Genomic DNA, 13,682 nt, shown 5'->3' with positions numbered 1-13,682 from the left:
CCCAGGATTAGATACAACGCTCAGTTAGTAATGTCGGATCCTTCACTATCAGAATTACCCTTTCTCCAACCCGCGGCAAATTCAGACGGCGTCTGATAATTCAGCGTGGAGTGCGGGCGGCACTCGTTATAATCCTGACGCCATTCACTGATAGTTTTCCTGGCATGACTGACGTCGCTGAACCAGTGTTCATTCAGGCATTCATCGCGAAAGCGTCCGTTAAAACTCTCAATAAATCCGTTCTGTGTCGGCTTGCCGGGCTGGATAAGCCGCAGCTCCACGCCATGCTCATAAGCCCACTGGGCAAGTGCTCTGCAGGTAAACTCCGGCCCCTGGTCAGTTCTTATCGTAGCCGGATAGCCGCGAAACAGCGCAATGCTGTCCAGAATATGCGTGACCTGCACACCTGAAATCCCAAAGGCAACAGTGACCGTCAGGCATTCCTTCGTGAAGTCATCCACGCAAGTAAGGCACTTGATCCTGCGACCGGTAGCCAATGCGTCCATGACGAAATCCATCGACCAGGTCAGATTCGGCGCCGCCGGGCGGAGCAGCGGCAGACGTTCTGCTGCCAGCCCTTTACGACGTCGTCTGCGTTTTACGCCCAGCCCGCTCAGATGATAAAGGCGGTACACGCGCTTGTGATTAACATGAAGCCTTTCACGGCGCAGCAGCTGCCAGATGCGGCGGTAGCCAAAACACCTGCGCTCCAGTGCCAGCTCAGTGATGCGCCCTGATAAATGCGCATCAGCAAGTGAACGATGAGCGTCATAGCGGCAGGTCGACAGGGACAAACCTGTGAGTCTGCAGGCTCGACGTTGCGACAGACCGGTTGCATCACACATCAACACCACGGCTTCCCGCTTCTGGTCTGTCGTCAGTACTTTCGCCCAAGAACCACCTGCAGCGCCTCCTTATCCAGCATGGCTTCGGCAAGCAGCTTCTTGAGTCTGGCGTTCTCTTCCTCAAGCGACTTCAGGCGCTTAACCTCAGGCACCTCCATACCGCCATACTTCTTACGCCAGGTGTAAAACGTGGCGTCGGAAATGGCATGCTTGCGGCAGAGTTCACGGGCAGAAACCCCGGCTTCAGCCTCGCGGAGAATACTGATGATCTGTTGGCCGGAAAAACGCTTCTTCATGGGGTGTCCTCATGTGGCTTATGAAGACATTACTAACATCGGGGAGCAGGTTAACGAGGTGGGCTACATAAAATAAGAATAAAACTTAATGTTTATTTCAGAGGACTGTTAACGTCTATTTTATTAACGTCCCAAACCGGCGAGGTTTGAGATATGACCTGATAACTCGTAAAGTCCCAAACATCCTCTGGATTTTTAAAATTCGCAAGTGTGAGGAATAGATGCACAGTACCTTTTTGATCGACATAATTATGGGTGGTAAAAGGGAAGTAACCCACTTTATTTGTTTTTGAAATGTACGCCCCATTATCTGTCATGCTCCAGTCTGTCGCCGTATCACTGATAGTTTTGGCTTTGATATCAACAATGCTCAACGTTTTCATGGCGAGTTCAGCAGGAAAATGTTCGACAATATCCTTGATACTTACAGGCTGTGTCGTCGCGCTAACGTCTTGCCACCCCTTCGCTGTGGCGTAAGCTTTCATGAAGCATTCGTCTAAGTTTCGGGTTGCCTCGCCTAACTCCTGAGGATTGCGGCCTGGATATCCAACAATTTTTTTCCCTGCCTTACGCAAGGTGACATATTCATCACACGTTTTTACTTGCACCTTACTGCCATCATTAAGTTTTAATAAAACGATTTCATTATTAAGTTCTAACACATCATCAGTTTTGTTTTCCTTGCTGATGGCATTGCTAGATATAATTATCGCCACTAATGTGAGTAATGTTTTAATCTTCATCTTTTCTCTTTAAACATCAAGTTTAAAATTGAATACCGATATTTGTCATGTGAGCGCAGCAATTAATGACACATTAGGCATGTGTACAATAATTCTTCATGTCAGTGTAGACGCAATTTTTCTTACTTTTCAAGACTTGCTTTGAGTACTTATCGGTTAACTCTTTGTTAGTGCTGTCCTTAGGGAACGTTCGTTCATGACTGAAAAAATCCGGAATTTTTTCCAAGCTGTCTAAAGGCGTTTCCCCCGATGACGATTAAGCCCAAAGTGCGCAATTCCTTTAAGGGAGGCGGCATTAGAGTCAGGGTCTAATCACTCGTTTTTCACACCTTCCAGATTCAACATTACCCCGTATAAATGATTGATAAAGGGTTTATCCAGCTCCTGTGGCCAACGGGGTGGGTCTGTCTGCAGTAATCCCAGGTCCGCACCCCTTTATGCTGTTCGGCTTTCCGCTCGCAGTATTCGTCATCGGTATATCCCATTGACCCTACCCCAAAATCCTGTCCCGTTCAGAAAAAGAATTCCGACACGATTGACCCCATTCCTAATGCAGTCAGTAAAAGTATGGTAAGACTTACAAAGAGTGAGGGACGTCCATCACATCACTACATACCAGCCTTGAACGTAATTTTTAAGTGATTTATCCACTTTTCCACCGCCCAGATCCAATAATAAGATCCTTTATAGATCATCTAATAGATCAAAAGAGATCCCAGCTCAGCTACAGGCCTTGCCCTGTACGGGTTTAAACCGTATTGCCAACCACTGTAATAAGTAAAACATCCACTATATTAAGCATGTTAACCACTATAGACAGCTAGGTAACTTCGCTGGAGAGTGACTGTACACCACTGTAGTGAGTAAATCATCAATATAGCTGTACATAACTTTTAGTTAATTGAGATTGGTTAACCATTTGAAATTTATAGTAAAGGTGATGAGTTGATTTATAATCCAAAATTATGTACACATTTTATGCACTGCCCCAGTACCGGCTCTTCAGTGCTACGTTGATCTCTACTCGAAAACTTAATGTCATGTTTTTTAACTTATCCTCTGGTTCGATCCAATAATAAGATCCTTATAGAACCTATAAGACCCAAAGAGATCCCCGTAGCCTTCCAGGCCTTGTCATATCTGGAGTAAACGATGATCGTTAACCGCTGTAGTCAGTAAAACATCCACTATAAAAAGCAAACTAACCACTGTGTTTTGTAGTAAAACCGCTATAGTGAGTGATAGTATCCACTGTATTGTGTACCTAGAGCCTCTTATCCACATTCAATGTGAGAGCTGATAATGTCTGAAAATAAGCCTAAAAACATAGAGATAGTTAAAGCATTCTCTGAAACCGATAAGCGAACAGGTGAACTTGTTACTCTGGTTCCTAACAGCAATAACACCGTTCAGCCTGTAGCATTGATGCGGTTGGGCTTATTTGTACCTACGCTGAAGTCCACAGCACGTGGACGTAAAGGTCAGATGAACTCAATGGATGTCACCTCTGAGCTGAAGCAGCTTTCGATCGTGAAGTCTGAGGGATATGAGAACATCAAGATCACCGGCGCCCGGCTTGATATGGATAACGATTTTAAGACCTGGGTTGGGATCATTCATGCCTTTGCTAAGCATAAGGTCCTGGGAGACTCTGTATACCTGCCATTTGTAGAATTCGCTAAGTTGTGTGGGATTCCATCCGCACGCTCTTCTGCGAAGCTCAGGGCGCGTCTGGAGGCCTCACTTGAACGTATAGCCACTAACACCCTTTCGTTTTCGAATAAAGAGGGGGATTACTACGTAACTCACCTTGTTCAGTCAGCAAAATATAGTCCGAAAAAGGACGCTGTCGAGTTGCAGGCGGATCCGAAGATCTTCGAGTTGTATCAGTTTGATAAGAAAGTTCTTCTCCAGCTCAGGGCAATCAACGAACTCTCCCGCAAGGAGTCTGCTCAGGCTTTGTATACGTTCATTGAAAGCCTTCCGACAGATCCTGCTCCCATATCTATGTCTCGCCTGCGTGCCCGCCTAAATTTGACCTCTCGAGCCATCACTCAGAATGCGACAGTACGCAAGGCTATGGAGCAGTTAAAGGCGATTGGGTATCTTGATTACACTGAAGTTAAGCGCGGTAAGGTAGTGTATTTTTGTATCCACTATAGGCGGCCAAAGTTACGCCCTGCGCAAATACCTACGGGCATAGGTGATGATGTTTACGATATAATGGATGACGAACACATCATTGATGTGCCGGCAGAGAGGGATGCGGAATTAGCTATGCCTCGTGAGATGGTAATGCTGACTAAAGAAGAACTTGAGTTACTGGAACAGCTTCGCCAGTCAAAGAAATAGTTTTGATCTCTTGCTGTTAATTGCCCTAAAGCCTGCTGCAGTGATGGCAGGCTTTTTCATATTTACGGTTGAAACCCGACTAACCACTGTAATCAGTAAAAGCTTCCATCACGAAATATCCTATCCACTGTGAACTGCATTCTTTACTCACTATAGTGGTTATTCAGATGATCTCCGCTAACCCCCCCTAGTACTTACTAACCTGAAACCCCATATAGCATATACGTCAGTGGTTACTAACTAAAAGATGGATGCTTTTAATTACTCATTATAGTGGTTGGCACTCTTCACAGCGGTTGTTTCAATTCTAGGTGTTTTCTACTCACCATAGTGGATATTACTCACTGTAGTGGTTTTTCCTCTCTACAGTGGTTTCCGATGTCTTTACTCACTACAGTGGTTCTTTCTCTCTATCGTGCATAGGCTAACTTGTCGCATAATGTCTGGGTTATAGCTTTAAACTGTTTTGAGACAGTGTCACTTTTGTGATGAGATAATGAACATCGTCCTCTCATCCCCATGGGATTGCTGAGGAAAATGCAATACCTTCCATTGGCGGCAGGTAACAAAGGAAGCTGTAAGCAACTGACACTAACAACTCGGGTTGATCAAGCCTTATCAGTAAACCACTTCTCTAGAATTTAACGCGCATGAGGTCACTGAAGCGTTTGATCTATGTAGGGGATAGCATTTGGCGTTTCATCTCCGGATACCCTGTTCCTCGAACCATACGTGCCCTTTTCCGCTGTGATTAATTCCATCGAGAACTGCCATGAGCTGTTCGCTGTTTTCCCAAAGTAGACTTCGTTTATTAAAAATGGGCTTGTTTTGATGAATGCTGATATATGTCAGAAATACTGATGTTCGCCCTGGGGTTTCTCGGCGGCACGTATTGCATGGCTGCAGATTGCCTCACGTATCAAATCGTATTCTGATACGCGATCATCGAATGACCTGTAGCAAACGATTCGTGTCTGTGCAAATTCTTTCAGCTCCAGACAAGGTTCGCCGCACAGCTCCCGGGCGGTACGTTCCAGCACAATATTGAAATGTTTGCGTATCAGTTGTGTGGTAGCATCAAGTAACTCTAGGTCATCGTTTTTATTCGTAAAAAAGCGTAAAAGGACAGACCAACGTTGCTTCCCTTAGCTGCTGTTTTTTCATCACAGATCTTAAGAATTTAGGCTTAGTTTCATCTCATCTCCTAGCTTGTGCGAAACACAATTATGCCGTCGTATGCATAGCCATTGTGGTACTCGCTTCTTGCTGATAATTGTTATGCTTAACGGTTAATCGGCACATCCAACTTAATGATAAATGACGATTAGATGAATGCTTTTGCTGATTGACAACAAAGCCTATATGGGAAAACTTCTGGGGAAGGAAAACCATCCTGAACCTTATCCTTAAAGAATAGGATCAAACGCATTAAAGGGTCAGGGGTTGGGTAAAAGATATCCATAATGAACACTTACTTAATACTGTTCATTAATGGGTCATCCCCGATTGTGGTGGCTAAAGGCATTATGATGGCAGTCTTGATTTACTGAGGAGTCTGCCATGGACGAAAAGTCCCTCTAAGCCCATATCCTTCATCAGTCCGCACCGTGGCAGGTATAATCCCTTTCCCTTGATGAAAAATCTGGTTCATTGTCAGCATTGCTGAAAACACACAACTGCCCTTCCAACCTGCGGTAAATCCTGCTCCATACATGATCACTAGCGTCGCAAATGGCGTCACCTCAATACCTGTCAGTTCACCACACTAGTTGAGGCTGATGTCCCCCACGTTGACTGCCACGAGCACGGTTGCCAGACACTGCCTGTGTTCTGTGCGAGGTCAGGCAGCCGCTACACTTTGCTGTTCGAAGCCTTTGTTCTCTCATAGCTGAAAGTCAGCACCGTGGATGCGGTAAGAAAACAGCTTAAACTCAGCTTGAATGCCGTGGACGGTATCATGATGCGCGCAGTCAAACGAGGCTTAGTCCGGATAAAATAACCTTTATCGGCCCGTCATCTCTGCGTTGATGAAATCGGCTTCAAAAGAGAACGCCAGTACGTCGCCGTTATCTCTGACAGGCAGGGACGTGCTTTGCAACTGGCTGATAATCGTGGTGTAGAGAGTTTTGCCAGTTATCTGCGCAGCCTGTGAGGCCATCAGCTTGATGAGATAAAAACGCTGTCTATGGATATGAACATGGCCTATATCAGTGCAGCCCTCATCTATCTCCCCAATGCCGTCGATAAAATCGTCTTCGATCACTTCCATGTGGCAAAAATGTTGTGCGCCGTCGTTGATAAAACCCGTCAGGCTGAGATGAAACAGATCCCGTCGTCAGACAGGAAAGACGCCCACTGCTCACGCTACCTGTGGTTTTACAGCAAACAAAACCGCTCGCGCGCCGGGTCGAGAGGTAAGAAGTTGCTCGGCGGGTGTTACTCCAAACGAGCCAGTGCTGGGTAATGAAAGAGCTTGCCCGTAACCTATGGCACCGTCGCTATGATGTCCATAGCCGTAGGCTGTGGTAGGAATGGATGATAATGGCGAAGAACATAGGAATACCATTAATGGCCAGCGCTGGCCAGATGGTGGCAAAGCGTCTTTACGGCATCCTGAATGCGATGAGAAACCGGGTATCAAACGGCAATGCGGAATCTCTAAACAGCAAAATCCGCCTACTCCGGATCAAGTCTCGTGTCTTCAGAAATAAAGAACGGTTCAAGCTGGGTGTGCTGTTTCACTACGGGAAGCTGGGCATGGGCTGGTGATTAGCAATTAAAAACAATAATGAGAGGTTTTAAATGGAAGAAATCAGAATAGATGTCTCAGAAAGTATTACACCAGAATATTTGATGCCAATCGAAGAGGGTTTGAATGACTTTAACGACCACATGACCGGTATCAGCGATCGTAAACCTTTATCTGTGGTTATCCGGGGTATAAGCAGTGGGAAGATCCTCGGAGGAATGTTGGGCCGTTCATCCTTGGGCTTATTGTTCATAGATCTTCTTTATCTATCTGCCCCCCTGAACTAAGGTCAAAGGGACTCGGGAATGAGCGTTTAAAACGATTTGAAGAAGAAGGACGGCAAAGAGGCTGTGTTGCGGCATTCCTTTATACAATCAGCTTTCAAGTAACAGATTTCTATAGGAAAAATGGTTGGAAAGAATTAGGGAATATTGGCTGTTTGCCTGATGGAACCAGCCGCATATTCATGAAAAAACACTCTGAGTCGTACAGCAACTTACTGTTTAGTGAGTTGCTATTCTCAAATGTAAGGACAGCTCTGGAGTACCCACCACAACAGGGGAAAACCCTCATTAATACCGTGTAACCATGGGTTCTTCAGCTTGTTAAGGGTTGCACCCAAGAAAAGCCTTAGGCAACTGATCAGCAGGGAAACAAGTAATTTTGATTTTGTCTCTTCCCTGTTCAATCACGTTCGCGGTTTCAATTGAGCGATGCTCACTATGCTTTAGTTAAATAATAAGTATGAATTCACACATAATAATTAGTCGATATCACTTCACATTTATCTTTTGTGAGTTATTATCTAAGAAATACTACTTTTGATATCACGGGTGACAAATGATCACGATTGTTGGATGCAATAAAGGTGGGGCCGCGAAAACAACAACTGCAGTCAATATAGCTGTGGGTTTGGCCTTATGGGGCAAGGATGTGTGTCTGGTCGATGCTGACGTTCAACGCTCTTCGTCAAGGTGGTATGCCGAACGGGAAGCTGCAGGCCTTACCCCCTCCATTACTCTGATTGAGAAAAGAGACAACATATCTCAAACACTCAGAAGCCTTGATGAGAGGTTTGATCACGTTATAGTGGATGTTGCCGGCCGAAACAGCCGTGAGCTGATTACAGGCGGAACCGTAGCTCATCAGATCATTGCTCCGCACCAATGCTCTCAGTTGGATCTGGATACGATGGTTGAGCTTCAGCAGCAGTTAGAAAGCATGCGGGATTTAAATCCAGAGCTTAAGGCATATTGCTATCAAAGTATGGCCACTACAAATCCGCTCCTTCAGGGAAACGAACGGCATGAATTCTTGGAGTATGTCCGCGAATTCGAAGGACTGATCCCTTTGAGCGCGACGGCATGTTACCGAAAGGTTTACCGAGATGTGATGTCTGAAGGTAAATCTGTCCTGGAAACATCTAACGAAAAAGCCAAGTCTGAAGTACTTGCTCTGTTGAATGAGGTATTTTAATGGCTTTAAAAAAACCCCCTTTCACCAATCGCCGAATAGTTACTGAAGCAGAAGCGGATGCTCTGGCGAACAGATTAGCTGACCGTCCCTATGGCGATGAGAAAGTAGTTGTAGAACCTGTACCAGAAATATTGACCAGGACGACTATTTCTCTGCCTCAGAATACCTTGCGTGAAATTGAAGACCTGGCCTTGTATAACAAACGCGTCGGTATTGCGCCGAAAAGTGTGAGCGCTATCATTCGCGATGCTCTGGACGCGTATCTCAAAAAAATATGATTTCATACTTAAGCACCGCTGGGCTTCTTTTTGAAATCCAGCGCCCTCCCCTGCTGTATTCAATTAGCACCTGATAATCCGCACTTCATACTTCACAATTATGTTTCCTTCCATCTTTCCGATCCGGATAATTTCTGAAAAAAATCAATCATGTTGCTATGTTTTTGATGACAATTATGTGTGGAGCGTAACCTTATAATTCTTTAGCTATCAGTAGATTCAATTTGCTGTATTAAGTATTCCGTAATAATTCACACTGATAACTCTCGTTTAGAGTTGATTATTTGAATACTAAATTCAGAATGTCACCTCACACCTCACACCTCACACCTCACACCTCACACCTCACACCTCACACCTCACACCTCACACCTCACACCTCACACCTAAGTTTATCTTGTTCGGTTCTGGTAAGTCCGTGTTGCAATAAACGTCATTTATGCATTGTTTTCATTGATAGAATTAGACCGAATAATTCATCTTTGCTATTTATCACTTCCTAATTGTGAATTATGAAATCTATGGGTTATGTTGTTTGGTGATTTTACAGAGAACCTACAAGCAGCAATGAGAAGGGGCTAATCTAGCAAAGGCTACATCTGGACCCTGTATTACTGATGATTTAATATGTAGCACTTATGAAATATTACTTATGATGGCGCACGCCCACAGAATAGTATTCCCTTTGTGAGATCAAACATATGTTACACATGTGAATTATGAGGATAACCTCATAGGTAATACTTCATACTTATTTCGAATATGTGTGGAATGCACTCATGTATCTGAAGAGATAAAAGGTAGCAATTCCTAGCTTGAGGCAAGGCATCTGCTTTAACATGACTCATTGAATCCTCCGCAGTCTGTGCTGTGTCGGTTGCGCGAAGCCGCATAATTCATACTTGTGAATTCATTATTAGCACTTATGATGTCCAGGCTGAGATTCAATGTAGTAAATCTGATGCGAGTTAGTAAAGTTAGCGCGTTACCAGGGTGGATGGGAGCAGCAAATTGAAGTGAAATATAATTTCGCACTTATGAAGTGTGATTTAATATTTATTAAACATTTTGTTTGTCATTAGGCCCCGTGTGAGATTATATGGCACATCTCACATCTCACATCTCACATCTCACATCTCACATCTCACATCTCACATCTCACATCTCACATCTCACATCTCACATCTCACATCTCATATCTCATACTTATTATTTCATATTGTCTGTATCCGCAATTTCTCGGGTAAATAGCTGCTTCATCAATCATACCTTTGAAAATAAGAGAAATGTTTGTCAGAAACTGTGTGCATGGTTATGCGACAATAGAGACGCAATCTTGTCCTAAACAACAATTTCACGGCAGCAGGGCAGGGGTGACCATGACCCAAAATCCTGCTCCATTCAGAAACAGAATTCCGGCATGATAAACAGTCCCCTGAACGGAGGTGGTGCCGATGAAAAAGTCACGATTCACCGAAGAGCAGATTGTTTATGCCCTAAACCTGGTGTGGCTGGTCGGTGGTGATATGCCGCTGATTGAAGTCGCTTTGCGCCGTGCCTGGAAACTGACTCCTAAACGCATTGTTGTCGTCAATGACCTCCAGACGGCGTTGGTTCGCGAACTTGTTTTACTTAAATTCCAAGGAGCGCTATCCGTGACCGACAAACGTAAGAAACTGACCGTCTATTTGCACCCTGAAGACGACAGTCAGGATGCCAGGGCGATGGAGATTATCGAGTCCGTTCCCCTGCGCACCCGTGGTGATTTTTTCCGGGCGGCGATCGTGGGCGGAAGCGTGTTATACCAGCTGGATAAGCGTCTGCCTTATCTGTTGTCCATGCTGTTCGATGGCCAGCTGACCGCCGACAGCTGGTGGGTATTATTCAGCAAACGACGGGATGGCAGCCCACGACGGCCAGCATTCAGGACGTCATTGCCGCCTGCGCTGGCGAGGTGCCTGCCCCTTCAGTGCTCCCGGAACCCACCGGGAGTACGGAAGGGGAAGGGCAAGCCCGAACTAATTTCAAGCGCATGCTGAAAAAAGACTGAAGCCCTCCGGCGTGCCGGAAGATTTGTGGAGAAAACCATGTCATTCATGCTGTTATGCAAGGGGATCATCGGACTGGAGACGCTGACGGGCAGGGCGCGCAAAAGCGCGGCGGAGTGGTGTTTTCTCATCAGTTGCCTGTTTATCGTGCCGCTACTGATATTTGACGGATTCAGCGTGCCCGTGAAGATACTCCTGCAGTTGTGCTGGGCCATTGTGGTGGTGCGCGCGGCGTTTTTGGCTTCTGAAACCTGGAAGAAAAACCGTAAGTAAAACCGATCATCACTTTCCGCCGGCCTATGTGCCGGTTTTTTTATGGCGACATCAGGCCGGGAGTGTGCGGTTTTCACATTGGCTGCAGACGATATGACGCTTCCTCGTCGCGGCTGTTCGTTCCTCGCGGTGCTGTGGTACGCCTCAGCCGAGTCTGCGGCGAGCGTTGCGGGTCTTTACTGGAGGGCCTTTTTTACCGCTTTTCGACATTCTCAAGACGACGGCCCGGTCGCGCTGGACGGCATCAGAACCCGGACGCATGATTAAGGGGGGCATTTAACACCGCCGGAGACATGAAATGGTCATTAATTCCCCCTTTCCCAAAGAGTTGATTTTCTTCTCGGACGTCAAAGATGCCGTCGCTGACGCAGCGACCCGCATTTTTCTGACAGGTAACGAAATCTGTCACGATACCCTGGTGGAATGCCTGGCCGACCGGCTGACTTACGCGAAAATCATTGAGGACAACTATACGGCTGGTGTGATGCAGCAGGCGATTGATCTGCTTGAAGAACATCGTGGCCATCGCTGATCTGCTCGCGACGAACAGAATGTCATCCTCATTCATCGTCTGACCTCAGGGGCCGGCCTGGCCGGTGTCCTGCTGCCATTCATTTCGGGTACCGCGACGGCCCTCGCAGGCTACCGCCTCATTCTCAAACCGCAGCCGGTTATCCACAGATTCACTGAGTAACTTCGGTATTCGCGGGGGATAAGTCGGTGTACCTTTCTGCGCCGGTCCTTTCCCTGGCGGCTTTTCGCATAAGATACCCTCTTAACTTGCAAGCGCAGATCAGGGTTAAAAGGGCCATTTTCGAAGGACAGGGAAAGTGAAGGTCTGCTTTGAGCGAACAGCGGACATATAATTTTTAGAAACAGCGCGATTTGAAGTTACACATTAAAGTAAATATGATTAATTCCGATCTGACTGACTTTGTCACTAGAAATTCTTTCCGAAGGTGCTCATTCGTCCATGTGGAAAAGAACGATTTTTACGATGCGAAAGCTATCAATACTGCAGATACTGGAACAGGGGAACCAAGTATGTTTTATTCACAGAAGCGGGAGGATAAAGGCGGGATTACTGGACAGAATTACCTGAACGTTCAGATCGGCGCGGAGATTAAGGAGAATAGGTGGTTGGGATTTTGAGCATACGTCCAATTTCGGCTATGTGTTCCCATGTGCTTTCCTTGCTTTTCCCTTCATGTATTTTTGCTATCAAATTCAAATTTTGCGCCGATCCAAGAATTTCATACGTTGATGGAACAAGGCGCAAGCCGATATGGAATTTTTTGATATAGAAAGGCAAGGCTGAATACTTCGCCATTAACTGAGCTGCGGAATTTTTCAAATCATGGATGATTTCAGGGTTTATGTCAGAACAAGGAGTTGTTATTTTTGCCTGGTTAAGCAATAACAGATTTGATATTTTTCCCAATTGTTCCCTGAATGAAATGTAAGGTTCAATAGCCCCCTTAACGATGAGTTGACCAAGAACAAAAACGCTTACTCCAGTAACAACGGTGACAAAAGCAGATGAACTCATAAGTGTACCTAAAGATTGAATTATAAATCTATACTATCTTGGAGTGAACAGCCTGTCTATTGGACGGAATAACCTAAGCATCCAATACGGCGAGGGAAATACCTAACCGTGCAGGGGGAGCCAGATTAAAATGATAAGGATTGAATCGAAAAGCTATGCTAAAAGCAGTAACCACTCATCTGAAGGCTAGACAAAAAAAAGCACAACTTTTACGAGCTTGCATATAGATGTACTCATTTTTCATTGTCGATGATAAATGAAGCTGAATCTCAATCTCAATCATTGGCGCTACTGTCGAAAACGGGTTCTACCCCACTAATAAAAAACTTACAAGCGCTCAACCTGCAAAGGATGATTCATGTAGTAGGAATGTTTTCAGTTTTTGAAGCTCATCTGCAACGAAGACTAAATTGCAGTAACGGTTTTAAAGAGGCAGAGGCAATTCTCGAAAATGCAAGTGAATTCGCGTTAAAAGAGGATTTTCATAACTGCTATCTCGCAGTCAACGCGTTAAAGCATGGGGAAGGGAGTAGTTATAAAACCCTGGTCAGTAAAATTCATTCAGTTCATTTCGTAGTAGGAACTCCATCAAATCCAATTTTTGAAGAAGGAGATCTAACCGGAATTGAGGGGCTAATAAAAGTTGATGATTCCTTTCTCGAAAGCTGTTTGCAACTTATCGAGAATGTATCTGAAAAAATTGCATTAATCCGGTCTGACTTCACTCCTTGATTCGTGGACTGTCATGCATTGGACAGAATAACTTGAACGTCTGCTTCACGCCCTGAGACATTCGACAAGTTTTTTACGGCATCAGTAAGGGCGATTTTCGCTCTTCCAGTGCCAGCAAATATTTCGCTTCGTCATAGCGGGTTCTGGTCTTCCAGCAGCGGTAAATGATCCTTAGCCATTTGAATGCCAGAGCCCGGATCGCGGATTGATGAGATTTTCCCTTTTCTCGCTGCCCCTGATAATACAATTTGGCCCAGTATGATGAGTTAACCGTCTTGGCAGCCCATTCAACAAAGGTCTGCCTGACGAACTTCGCACATTGCCATCGCCAGTGAACCCAG

Annotated in this window: 10 protein-coding genes and 5 pseudogenes; 9 read left to right on the top strand and 6 right to left on the bottom strand. The window is 45.4% G+C overall.

Annotated elements, in window-relative coordinates; genetic code table 11:
* Nucleotides 1–20: 20 nt before the first annotated feature.
* The 3 genes and pseudogenes from EX31_RS15310 to EX31_RS26365 form a co-directional block, all read right to left on the bottom strand.
* Nucleotides 21–1,141 (bottom strand): IS3 family transposase gene (locus EX31_RS15310; protein WP_156106976.1). Its coding sequence is split into 2 segments (ribosomal slippage): nt 21–883 and nt 883–1,141, totalling 1,122 coding nucleotides; the frame shifts between segments, so codons are not numbered across the junction.
* Between the two features lie 92 nt (nt 1,142–1,233).
* Nucleotides 1,234–1,884: a hypothetical protein gene (locus tag EX31_RS15300; protein ID WP_037035483.1), complete on the bottom strand. Its 651-nt coding sequence runs from the start codon at nt 1,882–1,884 to the stop codon at nt 1,234–1,236.
* A 312-nt stretch (nt 1,885–2,196) separates the two neighbouring features.
* Nucleotides 2,197–2,378: pseudogene (locus tag EX31_RS26365) on the bottom strand (hypothetical protein); the annotation flags it as partial.
* A gap of 808 nt (nt 2,379–3,186) precedes the next feature.
* On the opposite strand from EX31_RS26365, the gene EX31_RS15295 reads away from it, so the two are divergent.
* The gene (locus EX31_RS15295; protein ID WP_037035482.1) at nt 3,187–4,236 is read left to right on the top strand and encodes a RepB family plasmid replication initiator protein; all 1,050 of its coding nucleotides are present in this window, start codon (nt 3,187–3,189) and stop codon (nt 4,234–4,236) included.
* A gap of 779 nt (nt 4,237–5,015) precedes the next feature.
* Here the strand turns inward: EX31_RS15295 and EX31_RS26360 are convergent.
* Nucleotides 5,016–5,327: pseudogene (locus EX31_RS26360) on the bottom strand (DNA polymerase V subunit UmuC); the annotation flags it as partial.
* A 496-nt stretch (nt 5,328–5,823) separates the two neighbouring features.
* Between EX31_RS26360 and EX31_RS25800 the strand changes: the two are divergent.
* The 7 genes and pseudogenes from EX31_RS25800 to EX31_RS15260 all read left to right on the top strand — a co-directional run bounded on the left by EX31_RS25800 (nt 5,824) and on the right by EX31_RS15260 (nt 11,592).
* Nucleotides 5,824–7,005: pseudogene (locus EX31_RS25800) on the top strand (ISL3 family transposase).
* Between the two features lie 33 nt (nt 7,006–7,038).
* A pseudogene (locus EX31_RS25795) lies at nt 7,039–7,460 on the top strand (GNAT family N-acetyltransferase); the annotation flags it as partial.
* A 365-nt stretch (nt 7,461–7,825) separates the two neighbouring features.
* Nucleotides 7,826–8,461, top strand: a complete 636-nt coding sequence (locus tag EX31_RS15280; protein ID WP_037035481.1) for an AAA family ATPase — start codon at nt 7,826–7,828, stop codon at nt 8,459–8,461.
* On the top strand, nt 8,461–8,739 hold the full coding sequence (locus EX31_RS15275) for a ribbon-helix-helix domain-containing protein (RefSeq protein ID WP_037035480.1): 279 nt from the start codon (nt 8,461–8,463) through the stop codon (nt 8,737–8,739). The genes EX31_RS15280 and EX31_RS15275 overlap by 1 nt, the downstream gene beginning before the upstream one ends.
* Nucleotides 8,740–10,193: 1,454 nt before the next feature.
* Entirely contained in the window at nt 10,194–10,778 is a 585-nt protein-coding gene (locus EX31_RS24975; RefSeq protein ID WP_051931050.1) for a plasmid partitioning/stability family protein, read from the top strand.
* A gap of 48 nt (nt 10,779–10,826) precedes the next feature.
* A complete protein-coding gene (locus EX31_RS15265; protein WP_037035523.1) occupies nt 10,827–11,060 on the top strand; it encodes a hypothetical protein in 234 nt (77 codons plus the stop codon).
* Nucleotides 11,061–11,358: 298 nt separating this feature from the next.
* The gene (locus tag EX31_RS15260) at nt 11,359–11,592 is read left to right on the top strand and encodes a hypothetical protein (protein ID WP_037035479.1); all 234 of its coding nucleotides are present in this window, start codon (nt 11,359–11,361) and stop codon (nt 11,590–11,592) included.
* Between the two features lie 591 nt (nt 11,593–12,183).
* Here EX31_RS15260 and EX31_RS15255 read toward each other — a convergent pair.
* Nucleotides 12,184–12,609, bottom strand: coding sequence for a hypothetical protein (locus EX31_RS15255; RefSeq protein ID WP_037035478.1), 426 nt, complete (start codon nt 12,607–12,609; stop codon nt 12,184–12,186).
* Between the two features lie 249 nt (nt 12,610–12,858).
* Between EX31_RS15255 and EX31_RS15250 the strand changes: the two genes are divergently transcribed.
* The gene (locus tag EX31_RS15250; protein WP_051931048.1) at nt 12,859–13,341 is read left to right on the top strand and encodes a hypothetical protein; all 483 of its coding nucleotides are present in this window, start codon (nt 12,859–12,861) and stop codon (nt 13,339–13,341) included.
* Between the two features lie 73 nt (nt 13,342–13,414).
* Here the strand turns inward: EX31_RS15250 and EX31_RS15245 are convergent.
* A pseudogene (locus EX31_RS15245) lies at nt 13,415–13,682 on the bottom strand (IS110 family transposase); the annotation flags it as partial.

Origin of the sequence: Rahnella sp. WP5 (assembly GCF_000745615.1) — a bacterium.
Classification (GTDB): domain Bacteria; phylum Pseudomonadota; class Gammaproteobacteria; order Enterobacterales; family Enterobacteriaceae; genus Rahnella; species Rahnella aceris.
The sequence above is the reverse complement of the archived record's forward strand: the minus strand, read 5'-3'. Positions and strand labels throughout refer to the sequence as shown.